The organism is Cupriavidus sp. F041, assembly GCF_057814235.1.
This window is the reverse complement of the sequence record NZ_JBVASY010000001.1, coordinates 616,509-630,722: the sequence shown is the minus strand read 5'-3', so window position 1 is coordinate 630,722 and position 14,214 is coordinate 616,509. Positions and strand designations below refer to the sequence as shown.

The following is a 14,214-nucleotide window of genomic DNA, read 5'->3' as shown; positions in this document are numbered from 1 at the left end:
TTTCCTGTTTCAACATACATGCCACGTAAAGCTGCCCAGCTATCCGAAGCCGACAAACATGCCGCGGAAGGCGGCGCCGTAGCCGTGGACCGGGCCCTCTATGTGCTCTCCGCGTTTCATCTTGGGGACACCACGCTGAGCCTGGTCGAACTGGCACAGCGTACGGGCCTGTACAAAAGCACGCTGCTGCGCTTGCTGGCGTCGCTCGAACATGCGCGGCTGATCCTGCGCCATACCGATGGCCGCTATGGGTTGGGGCCCGAAGTGGCGCGCCTGCACTCGGTGTATTCCGCCTCCTTCTCGCTGGAGATGGTGGTGATGCCCGTGCTGCGCCAACTGGTGCAGGCCACGCGCGAGAGCGCCGCCTTCCACGTCGAGCAGGGCGAGCATCGCCTGTGCCTGTACCGTGTCGATTCGCCGCAGCCGGTGCGCGACCACGCCAAGGCGGGCGAGCTGCTGCCGCGCAACCGCGGCGCCGGCGGCCGTGTGCTGCGCGCATTCAGCGGCGCGCGGGGAGAGATCTACCAGAAGATCCGGGAAGAGGGCGTTGCCGCGCTGGTCGGCGACCGGATCCCGGACATTGCCGGCGTGTCATCGCCCGTGTTCGGTCCGGACGGCCAGCTCAAGGGCGCGCTGACGCTGACTTGCCCCACGCCGCGCTTTGACGAGGGTTTTCGCCCGCATGTGCTGCTTGCGGCGCGTGACCTGACCGTGGCGCTGGGGGGCACCTTCCCGTTTCCTGTCTGATACCCGGGGATCCAGCCCTCGCTGGCGCTTGCCACTTGCCACGGTCGCCGGTCGCGCGCCGGTTCGCTGTTAGCGCGGCATCACTTTCTCCATCCGAACCTGACACGAAACCAACGATGTTTGTCAGGGACAACCATGCCCGGCTTGTCGGGGGTGCCCTGTGGGGCCCCGTGACGTTATCATGCGCCTTTGCGAAATTGACCCGGTATCCAGGCCGCCCCCGCCCCCGCACATTCCCGTCAACGTCACCGGCAACACGGTATCTTCAAAGGAATCCCGTGCAGTTAGACCAGCAAACGATCGTCGTCGTCATGGTGGTTGTGTACGCCAGCGCGCTGGCCATTTCGGCGGGCCTCCTGGCGGCCTTGCGTCCCAGCGCCGCCGGGCGCCTGTGGGCATGGGGGCACCTGCTGGTGTCGGCGGCCGGACTGGTGCTGGCCGCCAATGCGTCGGCGCGCCTGGTTTATGTCAGCGCCGCGGGCGCGGCGACGTTTATCGCCGGCAGGCTGCTGATCTACCGTGGCGTGCGGATCTACTGCGGCCTGGTCTCGTGGGACCGCTCGCTGGCAGTGGGCGTGTCGGTGGCCGGGCTGGCGCTGCTCGGGGTCGCCGGCATGGCCAACAGCCAGGCGCGCATGCACGTGATCGGCTATGGCTGCCTGGCCCTGGTGGCCGCGCTGACTGCGGTCACCCTGCTGTGCGCCCACGGCGGCCGGCGCAGCATCGGCACGCCGCTGGTGGTGGTCGCCAGCCTGATGCATCTGACGACGCAACTGGCCGGCTTCGCCGCCGGTGTGAACGGCGCGGTGGCCTCGGGGCCGTTCTACGCCAGCAGTGCGGACGGATTCCTGCTGCTGACGCCGCTTGTGGCTACCTTGCTGGGGCTGTTCGGCTTCACGCTGATGGCGATGGAGCAGGTTATCGCCGCCAAGGAAGACGGCGCCCGGCTGGACGCGCTGACGCGCCTGCTCAACCGCGGCGCGCTCGACAAGGCGGCTACCAGCCTGGTGGCGGCATGGGAGCGCCACGGCCAGCCCTTGTCGTGCCTGGTGATCGACGTCGATCATTTCAAGCAGGTCAACGACCGTAACGGCCACCATGCCGGCGACAGCGTGCTCAAGCTGATTGCGGAGGCCATCGACAATTCGCGGCGCGCCTCCGATGTGGCCGGCCGCTACGGCGGCGAGGAGTTCTGCATCCTCTGCCCGCATACCGATGAAGGCCAGGCCACGGCGCTGGCCAACCGCATCCTGAAGAAAGTGCGTGCCATCCCGCTGCCCGGCGACGGGACGGCCTTCGCCAGCGTGAGCATTGGCGTGGCCGAACTGCGGGGCGGGGCGGCGGGGGTGGAAGGCCTGTGGCGCGCGCTGTTCGCTGCGGCCGACCGAGCCCTCTATGCGGCCAAGGAGTTCGGCCGGGACCGCTATGCGCTGGCGTCCTGGATGGCGCCGGCCACGCGGCCGGTACCTGGCGACGTGGGCGACTCAGCCCACGCGCCGAGCCGGTAGTTCTTCCGCTCAGTCCGCCGCGGGCGGCACGTCCCGCAGCGGATGGCCGTCATAGGTCCAGATGTACTGGCGCGGGATCGGGCCCTTGTTGCGGCCGCCTTGCTGGGTTTGCTCCCATGCGTGGGCCAGGATGCCGACGGAGCGCGACAGGCAGAACAGCCCGCGCGCCAGGGGGGCAGGGAAACCCAGTTCGGCATAGATCACGGCCGTGGCGCCGTCGATATTCATGGGGATGGGTTTGCTGCGGCCCGCGCCCAGTTCGGCCTCCACCGCGCGCGCGATGCCGGCGAAGCGGCCCGAAACCACGCCTTCGGCCGCGGCCTTGTCCACCAGTGCCAGCAGGCGCGGGGCGCGCGGGTCCAGCGGATGGAAGCGGTGGCCGAAGCCGGACACGAACTTGCCGTGGTTGTCGCGGTAATCAGCCAGCGCACCCTTGACCGCTTCTTCTTGCGTTTGTCCGCCGTCGACGCGCCGCGCCACATCCTGGTACAACTCCACCGCCTGCTCGCCGGCGCCGCCGTGCACGTCGCCCAGCACGTTGACGGCCGAAGCCATGGCGTTGTTCAGCCCCACACCGCAAGTGGCAGCCATGCGGGCGATGGCGATGCTGGGCGCCTGCGGGCCGTGGTCCACCGCCGACATCAGCGCGGCATCCAGCAACTCGCCCTGACCGCGGCCCGGCAGATCGCCCCGCAGCATCAGCCAGATCATCTGCGCGAATGACACCTGCCCGATCAGCTGCTCGATGGGATAGCCGCGGTAGCGGATCTCGCCGGGCTGCATGTCGATGATTTCCGTGCGCCACCAGTCCTGGGACAGCCGCTGGCCTTCGTTGATGGGTTCGCTCATACCGCACGCTCCTGTTGCAGGGTTTCGATGTCAGCCTCGCCATAGCCGAGCTGGGCGAGGATTTCGCGGGTGTGCTGGCCGAGTTCCGGCGGCGGCGTATCGACCGACGGCGCCTCGCCATTGAGCTTGAAGCCCGTGCGCACCAGCCGGATATCGCGGCCCACGCCGGGCACGTCGGCAAAGTCGCCGATCATGCCGCGCCCGCTGACCTGCGGATGGTCCAGCGTTTGCGGCACGCTGTAGACCGGGCCGGCCGGCACGCCGGCCTCGTTGAACAACTGCCACCATGCGTCGGCGGACTTCTTCGCCAGCTCGGCTTCCAGCTCGCGCGTCAGCTCGGCGCGGTTGGCCAGCCGCGCCTGGCGTTCCGCGAAGCGCGCGTCGGTGGCGAGTTCCGGGCGGCCCACCACGCGGCATACCGCTTCGAACTGTTCCTGCTTGTTGGCGGCGATATTGATCAGGCCCTCGCCAGTGTGGAAGGCTCCCGACGGGCTGGCCGTCATGTTCTCGTTGCCCATCGGCGCCGGAGTCTTGCCGGCGATCAGGTAGTTGGAGACCACCCAGCCCATGGTGGCGAGGGTGGCCTCGAGCATCGACACATCGATGAAATAGCCCTCGGTACGCTGGTGGTCGGCCAGCGCGGCGGCCACGGCAAAGGCCGCGGTGATGCCGCCGATGGTGTCCGAAACCGGATATCCCACGCGGTAAGGCGCGGTCTGCGGGTCGCCGGTGATGCTCATCACGCCGGACATGCCCTGGATGATCTGGTCGTACGCCGGCAGGTCCGAGAGCGGGCCATCCTGCCCGAAGCCGGAGATCGCGCAGTAGATCAGCTTGGGATTGATCACCTTGAGCGCGTCGAAGCCCAGCCCCAGCCGGTCCATCACGCCGGGGCGGAAGTTCTCCACCAGCACGTCGGCGCTCTCCACCAGCTTGCGGAACACTTCCTTGCCGCGTGCGTGCTTGAGGTTGACGGTAATGGAGCGCTTGCCGGGGTTCTGCGCCAGGAAGGACACACCCATCAGCCGGCGGTTGAGTTCGGCGTCGGCACCGAGCTGGCGGGCGAGGTCGCCGGTGCCCGGCGTTTCCACCTTGATGACTTCGGCGCCCATATGGGCCAGCTGGTGGCAGCAGAAAGGGCCGGCCAGCACATTGGTGAGATCGAGGACGCGGATGTGGCGTAGCGGTTTTTGCATGGCGCGGATTCCAGGTATCAGTGCCGGCGGCGGCTTCATGGCAGCGAAGCCGCCCCCGGGGTGCGGAGCGGTCGGGGCGGTAGAGACCGGGAGGTTTTACTCTACCTTGGCGCCGGACTGGCGCACGATGGTGCCCCAACGGGTGTTTTCCGCCTTCATGAACGCGGCCAGGTCGGCAGGGCTGCCGCCGCGCGGCTCGCTGCCTTCCTCGCGCATCTTGGCGATGGTGTCGGGCTGGGTGATGGCCTTGTTGATTTCTTCGTTGACGCGCTTGACCACGTCCGCCGGCGTGCCGGCCGGCGCCACCAGCGCCTTCCAGTCTTCCGCCTGGAAGCCGGCGTAGCCGCCTTCGATCACGGTGGGCACGTCGGCCAGCAGCGGCAGGCGCTTGGCCGAAGTCACCGCCAGGGCACGCAGCTTGCCGGCCTTGATCATCGGCAGCGCGATGGGCGGCGTGGCGAAGTAGAAATCGGTCTGGCCGCCAAGCAGGTCGGTCAGTGCCGGGGAGGCGCCCTTGTACGGCACATGCAACATCTTGATGCCGGTACGGCGGGCAAACATCTCGCCGGTGAGGTGGCCCACGGTGCCGGTGCCGGCCGAGGCCATCGAGAGCTGCTTGCCCTTGCCAGCGGCAACGAGGTCAGCCACGTTCTTGTATGGCGCATCCTTGCGCACGATCAGCACCAGCGGCTGCGCGGAAACCAGCGCCACTGGCGTGAAATCCTTGATCGCGTCGTAGGGCATTTTGGGATACAGGGTGGGGTTGATCGCCAGGTTGGCGGTCTGGCCCATGCCCAGCGTGTAGCCGTCCGGACGGGCCTTGGCTACTGCGTCCATGCCGATATTGCCGCCTGCTCCGGCGCGGTTTTCCACTACCACGTTCCAGTGGGTGGTCATGCTTACCTTGTTGAACACCAGCCGGGCCATGACGTCGGTGCCGCCGGCGGGGGGGAAGGGTACTACCAGGCGCACGGGTTGGCTCGGGTAGCTGTCCGCTGCCGCGGGGGCGGCGGCGGTGGCGAGCATGGCGGGGATGGAGAGGAGGAGCAGGGCACGGATGGGGGAGGGGAAGAGGGGCAATTTTGTCTCCTGTTTTGGGGGGTGCTCTGCACCGCTGGGTGATTTTTTGTGTTCTGTAGAATAGAACGATGGTCTTACTTGGGGAATTTAGTCGGGAGGATAGGAGGGGTGGGGAGGGTTGTCAAGGGTGGGGTTATATGTGGGTTTGGGGCTTGGGGGCGTTTTATGGAGCGGTGTTGGTTTTTGCACCCAAAGGAATACGATATCCCCCTGCGGGGGACGCCGGTCACTCTTCTTTGCTTCGGCGTAACTATTCAGCAGATGTTGTAAACCGATGCGAAGTGCTTCATAGTGCTACGCATGACGAAGATCCCCAGCCTCAACGACCTGACGCCAGAGCAGAAGGACGCGCTCATCATTGAGCTGGTGACGCGGCTGAATGCGCTTGAGGCGAAGCTGGAGAAGGATAGCCACAACTCCAGCAAGCCGCCTTCGACCGACGGCCTGAAGCGCAAGCCGAAGTCGCTGCGCGAGCCGGGCACGAACCCGCCGGGTGGTCAGCCCGGCCATCCGGGCAAGACGCTCAAGCGGGTGCAGGACCCTGATCACACGGTGACGCACCCGGTGCCCGAGCGCTGCGACGTCTGCGGCAGTGCCATTGCGGCAGATCAGGTCACCGTGCTGCCGCAAGGCCGCCAAGTGTTTGATCTGCCCGCGATCCGCTTTGAAGTGATCGAGCATCGTGTGCAAGTTGCCCAGTGCCGTTGTGGCAAGACCCATACCAGCCAGTTCCCGAGCGGGGTCAGCCAGGCGGCGCAGTATGGCCCTCGGGTCAAAGCCGCGGGGGTCTATCTGACGCAGTACCAGCAAGTGCCGATCGACCGTACAGCACAAGCCCTGCGAGATCTGTTCGATCTGCCGGTGAGCACGGGCACCATTCAAAACTTCATCAACGAGGCTGCCGGCGCGCTAGCACCGGCAATTGATCAGATCCGTCAAGCGATCCTGGCCGAGCCGGTGGTGCACTTTGATGAGACAGGCATGCGGGTTGGGCGCAAGCAGCAGTGGCTGCATAGCGCTTCGACAATATGGCTGACCTGGTATGGCCCGCACGCCAAGCGTGGCAAAGAGGCATTGGATAGCTTCAACATCTTGCCTGCCTTCGACGGTGTGGCCGTGCATGACGGCTGGCGCCCTTATGCCGACTACGCGTGCCAGCACGCGCTGTGCAACGCGCATCATCTGCGCGAACTCATCTACATTTGGGAGACCACCCAACAGACCTGGGCTCAGGACATGATCACCCTGCTACGCCAGGCCAAGCGCGAAGCCGACGACAATCTGACGCGGGGCAACACCAGCCTGGCGCCAGCACGCCTGGCCGACTACCGGCGCCGCGCTGAGGCGCTGATCGCGCAGGGACAGCAGGACAATCCTGCGCAGGCACGGAATCCAGCCCTGGACCCGCGCGGCAAGACCAAACAGTCCTTCGCCTACAACCTGCTGGCTCGCCTCCAGCGATATGCGACCGAGGTGTGGCGCTTCATCGCCGATCATCGTGTGCCGTTCGATAACAACCAAGCCGAACGGGATATCCGCATGCCCAAGCTCAAACAGAAGATCTCCGGAGGCTTCCGCGTCATACATGGGCTGCAGGCGTTTTGCACCATCCGCTCTTACCTCGCCACGCTGCGCAAGCAGCAGCGTGAGCTCTTCACGGCTTTGACCTGCACCTTCTCTGGCTGCCCGCCTTCGCCTATCCCCGGCTGCTGAATAGTTACGCTTCGGCAAAGAAGACTAACGAGAAGAAAGCCGACCCTGCCGGGGGCAGAGCAATCAGCCTATTGCGCGTTGGTGGTTTCGTGGTGCGGCCCCCGATGGCGGGCGCCGTGCCAGTCCGGCCATCTGCCGTTCGCGGTGCAAAGGGCCACGATTTTTCGAGACTTACTGGTTTCGTGGTTTTGTCTCTGACGGCAAGCGCAGCGATTGTTCGGTCCCTGCCGTTCGCGGGGGTGGGCGCCGCGCAACTTCGCAATGATGGGCTTCGTGGTGGGCGCGGTGGCCCGCGGTCAGTCGCCCGCGGCCTCGCTCATGTAGTGGTAGCGAACCGCACCACCATCGCCAGATCCTTCCGTGTTCGCTGACCGGGCCACGGTGCCTACCACGAAACGAAGACGGTTGTATTCAGTCACGGCCAGCGCCGGTACGGCAGGGTGTCGAATGGCAGGGTATCCGCCGTGAGAGACAAAACCACGAAACCAGCAAGGCATGAGATGCCGTGGTCCATTGCACCGCGAACGGCAGATGGCCGAACGGGCGCTAGGGTGTGCGATCAGGGGCCGCACCACGAAACCCGTGTGGCGCGCAGCGGTACCGCCGTTGAAGCCGGTAGGACATGCCAGCCGAAGCCACCGCCCGCACGACGGAATCACCGCCGCCGAATCGCCTGATTGCTCTGCCCCCGGCAGGGTCGGCTTTCTTCTCGTTAGTCTTCTTTGCCGAAGCAAAGAAGAGTGACCGGCGTCCCCCGCAGGGGGATGTCGTATGGCTGTTGGGTCCAAAAACCAACACCAAACACTAGACAGCGAGAACCCTCGAGAACCCCAGAAAACCCGCCTTCAATCCGTAGTACTAGGACTCCAAAACGCCTGATGAACAAATTCCGCCTCCGCCAACCGCGCCATCAGCCCATCCAACACATCCCCATCAACGGAAGTCGAAGTCAACACCGCCTCAATCTCCACATCGCTATCCCCAAACGCATGCACCTCCAGATCCCGCGTAGGATAATTCCCCGCCTCCAGCGTCTGCTCCAGCAACCGCAAGGCCTGTTTCTGCGATGCACGCGGCGCGATCACATAGACCGTATTGGTGACTTCCACCGCAGGCGTATCCATTGGCTGCTGGTTGATCCGGTTAACCACCGGCCTGAGCAATGTATTGGCGGCCAGCACAAACAAGCATCCCAGCCCGGCCTCCAGTATCAGGTCAGCACCGGCGCTGGCGCCGATCGCCGCCGAGCCCCATAGCGTGGCGGCGGTATTCAGCCCGCGCACATTCCCTTCCTCGCGCATGATCACCCCGGCGCCGAGGAAGCCGATCCCCGACACCACATAGGCCACCACCCGCACCGCGCCGTCGTGCCCGGCCATGCGGTTGGCCATGTCGACGAAGATGGCGGCGCCCACCGCCACTAGGACATTGGTGCGCAGGCCGGCGGTGCGTTGGCGGATCTGCCGCTCGTAGCCGATCACCGCGCCCAGCACAAAGGCAGTGGTCAGGCTGACGGTGGTGTCGAGCAGCGAGTCCAGGTTGATGTTCTGGAAAGCTTGGAGGGACATGATGGTTTTCCCCGGTCTTGAACGTTATTGTTTTTGGTGCCTGTCATTCTGTCGTGCCTGTTTCTACGCCCGCCAGGTGTCATCCCGATGTCACTGGCGGTCCCACCCCGCAAGGGCGGCGGGGGGACCGCCGGGCGCCTACTGCCACCCGAACCGCCGGATATAGAAGCGCTTGACCGCCGTCACCAGCAAGGCGTAGCCCAGCACGATGCCGATCATCCAGGGAAAATAGCCCGGCGGCAATGCCTCCAGCTTGAAGTATGCCGCCAGCGGTCCCATCGGCAGCCAGATGCCCACCGCCATGATCGCCACGGTGGCAATGGTCAGCGGCCAGGCCGCGCGGCTCTGGATAATGGGCAGCCTGGGCGTGCGGATCATATGCACGATCAGCGTTTGCGTGAGCAGCCCGACCACGAACCAGCCGGACTGGAACAGCGCCTGCGCCTCCACGCTGCTGGCGGCGAACACGTACCACATCACCACATAGGTCGTGATATCGAAGATCGAGCTGATCGGCCCGAACACCACCATGAAGCGGCCAATATCGCCCGGGTTCCAGCGCAGCGGGCGCGATACCAGTTCCTTGTCCACGCGATCGAACGGGATGGCGATCTGCGAGACGTCGTACAGCAGGTTCTGCACCAGCAGTTGCAGCGGCAGCATCGGCAGGAATGGCAGGAAGGCGCTGGCCACCAGCACGGAGAAGACGTTGCCGAAATTGGAGCTGGCCGTCATGCGGATGTACTTCAGCATATTGCAGAAGGTGCGGCGGCCTTCGATCACGCCTTCCTCCAGCAGCATCAGGCTCTTTTCCAGCAGGATGAGGTCGGCGGCTTCCTTGGCGATATCCACCGCGCTGTCCACCGAGATGCCGATGTCGGCAGCGCGCAGCGCGGGCGCGTCGTTGATGCCGTCGCCCATGAAGCCAACCACGTGGCCGTTGGCGCGCAGCGCCAGCACCAGTTGCTCCTTGTGCAGCGGCGACAGTTTGGCGAACACATTGTGTTCTTCCACCGCGCGCGCCAGTGTGGGCGCGTCCATCTTCTCGATGTCCGGTCCCAGCAGCACGCGCGTGACGGGCAGGCCCACTTCGCGACAGATCTTGGCGGTGACCAGCTCGTTGTCGCCGGTCAGCACTTTGACCGTGACGCCGTGCTCCGCCAGCGCCCGCAGCGCGGGGCGGGTGGAGTCCTTGGGGGGATCGAGAAAGGCAATGTAGCCCACCAGGGTCAGCTCGCATTCGTCGGCCACGCCGTACTGCGTCTGCGTGGTGGGCGTTTCCTTCATCGCCACCGCCACCACGCGCAAGCCTTCCTCGTTGAGGTCGTGCGTTACCTGGCGAACGCGTGCCAGCATACCGGCGTCCAGCGCCTGCGCCGTGCCATCGATCTGCACGCGCGAGCAGATGCCCAGCATTTCCTCCACCGGGCCCTTGCAGATCAGCTCGTTGTGGTCCTCGCGCTCGGCCACCACCACCGACATGCGCCGCCGCTCGAAATCGAAGGGGATCTCATCGACCTTGCGGTAATGCTGCGTCAGCTTCAACTCGCTTTGCAACTCCACAAGATCGAGCACCGCGCGGTCGAGCAGGTTCTTCAGCCCGGTCTGGTAGTAGCTGTTCAGGTAGGCGTGCTTGAGTACGTCGGTGCTCAAGCGGCCGAGCACGTCGGTATGCCGCTCCAGCACGATCTTGTCCTGCGTCAGCGTGCCGGTCTTGTCGGTGCACAACACGTCCATCGCGCCGAAATTCTGGATGGCGTCGAGCCGCTTCACGATCACCTTGCGCCGCGACAGCATCACCGCGCCCTTGGCCAGCGTGGAGGTGACGATCATCGGCAGCATCTCCGGCGTCAGGCCCACCGCCACGGATAGCGCGAACAGGAAGGCCTGCATCCAGTCGCCCTTGGTGAAGCCGTTGACCAGCAGCACCAGCGGCGCCATCACCAACGCGAAACGGATCAGCAGCCAGCTCACCTGGTTGACGCCGGCCTGGAAGGCGGTGGCCGAGCGGTCGGTGCTGGTGACGCGCGCGGCGAGCGTGCCGAAGTAGGTCTGGTTGCCGGTGGCAAGCACCACGGCGGTGGCCGCGCCCGAGACCACATTGGTGCCCATGAAGACGATGTTGGAGAGTTCGAGCGGACTGTCCTGCCGGTCGCGCAGTTCCGCGAATTTCTCCACGGGCAGCGATTCCCCCGTCATTGCCGCCTGGCTGATGAAGAGGTCCTTGGCGGCGATGATGCGGCAGTCGGCGGGAATCATGTCGCCGGCGGAAAGCGCTACCAGGTCGCCGGGCACCAGTTTGCGGATCGGCACTTCGATCCTGGCCGGCGGGCGGGAGTGCACGTGCACGTTGAAGTATTCCGCGCTGACGGCGGCGACGCCGGCGGCCAGGTCGCGGCGGATCACCGTGGCGGTGGTGCTGACCATGGCCTTGAGGCTTTCCGCGGCCTGGCTGGAGCGCCGTTCCTGGACGAAGCGCAGGATGGTCGACAACGTCACCATGGTGCCGATGACCAGCGTTGCCTTCATGTCCTCGGTGAAACAGGAAATCACCGCCAGCAGCGTCAGCAGCAGATTGAACGGGTTGCTGTAGGAATGCCACAGGTGCAGCCATGCGGGCAGCGGCTTCTCATGGTCGACTTCGTTGGGGCCGAACTGCTTGAGCCGTTCCTCCATCTCGGCGCCGGTCAGGCCGTCCTCGTGCGAGCGCATCCGTACCAGCACGTCAGGCACGTCTACTTTGGCGGCGCGCTTCAGGGATTGCGCCAGTTGCTCCGGCGCCGTGCGCGAGGGGCCCGGTTTGCCCAGCGACTCAAACATCGCCAGCCGGCGGAAGTGGTGGGTCGCCCGGCGCGTGCGCAGGAAGGCGACGAAGAGTGTTTTCATCAGGTTCATCGGTGCGGTTTCCCAGTGATTCCCGGCGAGCCGGGCGGCGATGCGTGATCGGGGCGGCTAGGGCGAGGCGCCGCCATGGACGGATACTGCAAGTGCAAGAAAATGGAGGGCAGCGTGGGAGGCCAGCCTCGCCAGGCAGGGCGCGGGCGTCAGCCCGGCGGGGGGCGGTGCGCGTCGTCATGACGCGCTGCGGCATGACAGACCGGCGGCAGCGCCAGTGCGAGCAGCAGCACAGCGGCGCGGCCAGGGCGGCCGGCGTGCCAGCGCAGCATCTGCAGCGCCAGCAAGGCGTGTTGTGCGATGAAGAGAGACGGCATGAGGCCTCCTTGCGCGATTGCCCGAGGAGGAATGCGCGCGCTGGCAGGGGCGGGTACCACATCGCGGGGCGCGGACGAGCGCGCTCCGCAGCTGGATAGCCGCAGGCTTTTGCAACGAACTGGGAGGGAGTCGCACGGAGAACCCGTGCAACGGACCACTACCCGCCGGTATCGGCTAGGCAGTGGCGATAAGACGCCTGGACTTGCCTAGCCGTTCAGAGTCTGGCCGGAGGCCAACTAGAACAACTGTCCATGGAGATGACTCCGTAGCGATAACGGGGCGAAGCGTAGCAAAGGCGATGCGCGCTTGGCAACCCTTTTCTTCCGGCATTGTCGCTCGCTAAGACGAGTCCTAAAGTTCATGTCGTTCGGACCGTGCGCCGCTACGCCGGCGTGTCCACGGGTGCGTTCTCGTTGCGCTTTCATATGGCGCCTCGCCCCAACCTTTGTCAGAATAGGGGGCTGCGATCTGCGCGGCATCGCGTTGCGCCCTGCACGCACTGGACCCCTTCGGTTTCCTGTGTTCCCCAACCAGCAAGAAGTCTATGACCATAGTGCTCTCAAGTGAAACGCAGGCTGCCTTGCGTGAGTTGATCCTGCTGATTTCCTTGCACGATCAGGATGCCGCGGAAGAATACTGGGCCTCGTTTCAGCGGGCGCTTGCGCGCGCTGACGCAGGCTGCGACGGCCAAATGCTGCTGTGGCCCCTGAATGAGGCGATCGGCCATGCGGCGGGCTTCTACGTGGAGTGGAAGGACACTGCCGCCCTGGTCCGCAGCGTGCAGGCTCTGTGCGACCGTGTCGGCGTGCGCGTCGGCTGGGGCGTGACCGATCCGCTTTCAAATGCCTTTCTCGCGCGGCACGATGTGCCGCAATTGATGGCGATCGCGCAGGCTTCATTGCGCGCGGCGGGCTTTACGTTGTGGTGCTGGGACACACAGGCGGATGCCTACGCAGGCTGGATGATCCGCAGCCGCGACGAGGCCGCGCTGGCCGAACTCGCCAGCCGCCTGCACCTGATGATCGATCCCGCCGACGAAACCTACTGAGCCGCCGCGGCCTCGCGCTCGCAAACGGGGCCGCAGCGCGAATGTCGCTCGCGTTCACATTTGTTGACATTTGCGAGCGTTGCGCATTGCCGTCGTCTTTCCCATCCGCCGACCGTAGCTCGCGCAGTTAAAGCCAGCCACCTCCACGATCCGCCGGATGCGTTCGGCCTGGCTCTCATTGTTTCCCACCGAAGCACGCGCCGTTCCCTGGAGGGCAACATTGTGGCGGCGCCGGGCAAGCCGCGTCAGCCCCCTGCCGGGACCGGCCATGCAAAACATGGGCGCACGGCGCGCAGTTGATGCGGCCGGATACCCGGGTGGGTGAACGTAACGACACAATTGTTTGCGTTGCCACGATCGCAAGGCGCTAACCTGTTCGCCGAGGTGTCCCTTGCGGCATCTCATACCCGCCGGCAGCAGTGCCTCTGCTGCCGTTTTGCCCGCCAGGCCATGCAATGTGGCCTGGTTTTCTTGCCTGGGACCGGCACTTACCCCGGCGTGCGAGATGGCGCCGCGCCGGCGCCGACGTACAATGCTGCGCCGGGGCTCGCCAGGGCCCTCACCCGGTTCGCCAATCCGCATCAACTCCTAGCCGCCAATCACGATGGAAAGCGCCGTCACCGAGATTTTCTACCGCCTTTCCACGGCGTTCTTCTGGCCGGTTGCGCTGGCGCTGCTGGTGTTGTTTGTCCTTTCGCTGGCCGATCTCGGCAGCCTGCTGGTGCAGTCGCGCCGCCGCGCCAAGGCGCCGGCCAGCGATCTGCCCGCGCTGGCCAATGCGCTGGCCGCCAGCCTGCGCAACGGCACGCGGCCGCATCTGGGCGCGGCATCGTTGTCGCCTTCGCTCGCCCGTTTCTGGGGCATGCTGGAAGCACGGCTGGCCCGGCTCGATTCGCACGAACACCTCGACCTGTGGCTGGATGAGACGCTGCAACGCGAGGAAATGCGCGTGGCCAACCGGCTCGACCTGACCCGCACGCTGGTTCGCATCGCGCCGATGCTGGGCCTGGCCGGCACCATCATCCCGCTCGGGCCGGCGCTGCAATCGCTGCTGGCGGGCGATATGGCAGGCATGGTCAATCACCTGGTGATCGGCTTCGGCGCAGTGGTCTGCGGACTGGTGCTGGGCGGCATCGCCTACGTGCTGACGCTGACGCGCGAACGTTGGGCGCGGGTCGACCTCAAGGAAATGGAAAACCTGTGCGAGCTGGTGCTGCGGGCCTTGCCCGAGGCAGCGCATGTTCGCGGCGCAGCGCAGTTCGCCGGGGCGCACGCCTGATGGACGCGGGTCA

General features: G+C 65.6%; 11 protein-coding genes. 5 read left to right on the top strand and 6 right to left on the bottom strand.

The features are described 5' to 3' along the window. The first annotated feature begins 18 nt into the window (after window positions 1-18). Entirely contained in the window at window positions 19-747 is a 729-nt protein-coding gene (locus tag ACZY0R_RS02850; protein WP_045239828.1) for an IclR family transcriptional regulator, read from the top strand. A 278-nt stretch (window positions 748-1,025) separates the two neighbouring features. Continuing rightward, window positions 1,026-2,255 (top strand): GGDEF domain-containing protein, encoded by a 1,230-nt coding sequence (locus ACZY0R_RS02845; RefSeq protein WP_488857036.1) that lies wholly within the window; start codon window positions 1,026-1,028, stop codon window positions 2,253-2,255. A gap of 9 nt (window positions 2,256-2,264) precedes the next feature. On the opposite strand, the gene ACZY0R_RS02840 is transcribed toward ACZY0R_RS02845, so the two are convergent. The 3 genes from ACZY0R_RS02840 to ACZY0R_RS02830 all read right to left on the bottom strand — a co-directional run bounded on the left by ACZY0R_RS02840 (window position 2,265) and on the right by ACZY0R_RS02830 (window position 5,326). Continuing rightward, window positions 2,265-3,104: a citryl-CoA lyase gene (locus ACZY0R_RS02840; RefSeq protein ID WP_488857035.1), complete on the bottom strand. Its 840-nt coding sequence runs from the start codon at window positions 3,102-3,104 to the stop codon at window positions 2,265-2,267. Continuing rightward, window positions 3,101-4,300, bottom strand: a complete 1,200-nt coding sequence (locus tag ACZY0R_RS02835) for a CaiB/BaiF CoA transferase family protein (protein WP_488857034.1) — start codon at window positions 4,298-4,300, stop codon at window positions 3,101-3,103. The genes ACZY0R_RS02840 and ACZY0R_RS02835 overlap by 4 nt, the downstream gene beginning before the upstream one ends. Window positions 4,301-4,396: 96 nt before the next feature. Continuing rightward, window positions 4,397-5,326, bottom strand: coding sequence for a Bug family tripartite tricarboxylate transporter substrate binding protein (locus tag ACZY0R_RS02830; protein ID WP_488859483.1), 930 nt, complete (start codon window positions 5,324-5,326; stop codon window positions 4,397-4,399). Between the two features lie 354 nt (window positions 5,327-5,680). On the opposite strand from ACZY0R_RS02830, the gene tnpC reads away from it, so the two are divergent. Then, window positions 5,681-7,093 (top strand): IS66 family transposase, encoded by a 1,413-nt coding sequence (gene tnpC, locus ACZY0R_RS02825; RefSeq protein ID WP_488857033.1) that lies wholly within the window; start codon window positions 5,681-5,683, stop codon window positions 7,091-7,093. A gap of 845 nt (window positions 7,094-7,938) precedes the next feature. Here the strand turns inward: tnpC and ACZY0R_RS02820 are convergent. The 3 genes from ACZY0R_RS02820 to ACZY0R_RS02810 all read right to left on the bottom strand — a co-directional run bounded on the left by ACZY0R_RS02820 (window position 7,939) and on the right by ACZY0R_RS02810 (window position 11,873). Beyond that, on the bottom strand, window positions 7,939-8,661 hold the full coding sequence (locus tag ACZY0R_RS02820; RefSeq protein WP_488857032.1) for an MgtC/SapB family protein: 723 nt from the start codon (window positions 8,659-8,661) through the stop codon (window positions 7,939-7,941). Between the two features lie 138 nt (window positions 8,662-8,799). Beyond that, window positions 8,800-11,556, bottom strand: coding sequence for a magnesium-translocating P-type ATPase (gene mgtA, locus ACZY0R_RS02815; RefSeq protein ID WP_488857031.1), 2,757 nt, complete (start codon window positions 11,554-11,556; stop codon window positions 8,800-8,802). A 149-nt stretch (window positions 11,557-11,705) separates the two neighbouring features. Then, complete coding sequence (locus ACZY0R_RS02810; RefSeq protein WP_156177054.1) at window positions 11,706-11,873, bottom strand: hypothetical protein; 168 nt, start codon at window positions 11,871-11,873, stop codon at window positions 11,706-11,708. A gap of 545 nt (window positions 11,874-12,418) precedes the next feature. On the opposite strand from ACZY0R_RS02810, the gene ACZY0R_RS02805 reads away from it, so the two are divergent. Then, window positions 12,419-12,922: a DUF6630 family protein gene (locus tag ACZY0R_RS02805; protein WP_488857030.1), complete on the top strand. Its 504-nt coding sequence runs from the start codon at window positions 12,419-12,421 to the stop codon at window positions 12,920-12,922. A 604-nt stretch (window positions 12,923-13,526) separates the two neighbouring features. Then, window positions 13,527-14,201 (top strand): MotA/TolQ/ExbB proton channel family protein, encoded by a 675-nt coding sequence (locus ACZY0R_RS02800; RefSeq protein WP_488857029.1) that lies wholly within the window; start codon window positions 13,527-13,529, stop codon window positions 14,199-14,201. Window positions 14,202-14,214 lie beyond the last annotated feature (13 nt).

Bases quoted from the DNA above. Each gene is read 5' to 3' on its own strand.
- ACZY0R_RS02820 (WP_488857032.1), bottom strand. From the start codon at position 8,661: ATGTCCCTCCAAGCTTTCCAGAACATCAACCTGGACTCGCTGCTCGAC.
- ACZY0R_RS02810 (WP_156177054.1), bottom strand. From the start codon at position 11,873: ATGCCGTCTCTCTTCATCGCACAACACGCCTTGCTGGCGCTGCAGATG.
- ACZY0R_RS02800 (WP_488857029.1), top strand. From the start codon at position 13,527: ATGGAAAGCGCCGTCACCGAGATTTTCTACCGCCTTTCCACGGCGTTC.
- ACZY0R_RS02835 (WP_488857034.1), bottom strand. From the start codon at position 4,300: ATGCAAAAACCGCTACGCCACATCCGCGTCCTCGATCTCACCAATGTG.
- mgtA (WP_488857031.1), bottom strand. From the start codon at position 11,556: ATGAACCTGATGAAAACACTCTTCGTCGCCTTCCTGCGCACGCGCCGG.
- ACZY0R_RS02840 (WP_488857035.1), bottom strand. From the start codon at position 3,104: ATGAGCGAACCCATCAACGAAGGCCAGCGGCTGTCCCAGGACTGGTGG.
- tnpC (WP_488857033.1), top strand. From the start codon at position 5,681: ATGACGAAGATCCCCAGCCTCAACGACCTGACGCCAGAGCAGAAGGAC.
- ACZY0R_RS02830 (WP_488859483.1), bottom strand. From the start codon at position 5,326: ATGCTCGCCACCGCCGCCGCCCCCGCGGCAGCGGACAGCTACCCGAGC.
- ACZY0R_RS02805 (WP_488857030.1), top strand. From the start codon at position 12,419: ATGACCATAGTGCTCTCAAGTGAAACGCAGGCTGCCTTGCGTGAGTTG.
- ACZY0R_RS02850 (WP_045239828.1), top strand. From the start codon at position 19: ATGCCACGTAAAGCTGCCCAGCTATCCGAAGCCGACAAACATGCCGCG.